Annotated in this window: 1 protein-coding gene; it reads right to left on the bottom strand. The window is 73.9% G+C overall.

What is annotated here, in order from left to right:
- A partial coding sequence (locus tag ACEN88_RS36505; RefSeq protein ID WP_413347242.1) for a hypothetical protein occupies positions 1–222 on the bottom strand: 222 nt, incomplete at both ends.

The raw sequence follows: 222 nt of genomic DNA, 5'->3' as shown, positions 1-222 counted from the left end.
CCCTGCCCTCGTCGCCGGGCGCGTAGAGGGGATCGAAACGGGTGACCGTGCCCGTCCCTTCGCGCACGAGCCGCACGGCGTCCACGCTGTGGATCTCGTACGCGCCCGCGTGCGCGCCGTCGGCCAGCAGCGGATAGTCGGCGCTCCCTGCCCTCGTCGCCGGGCGCGTAGAGGGGATCGAAACGGGTGACCGTGCCCGTCCCTTCGCGCACGAGCCGCACG

The organism is Massilia sp. CT11-108 (assembly GCF_047302915.1).
Lineage (GTDB): Bacteria > Pseudomonadota > Gammaproteobacteria > Burkholderiales > Burkholderiaceae_D > Telluria > Telluria orientalis.
The sequence above is the reverse complement of the archived record's forward strand: the minus strand, read 5'-3'. Positions and strand labels throughout refer to the sequence as shown.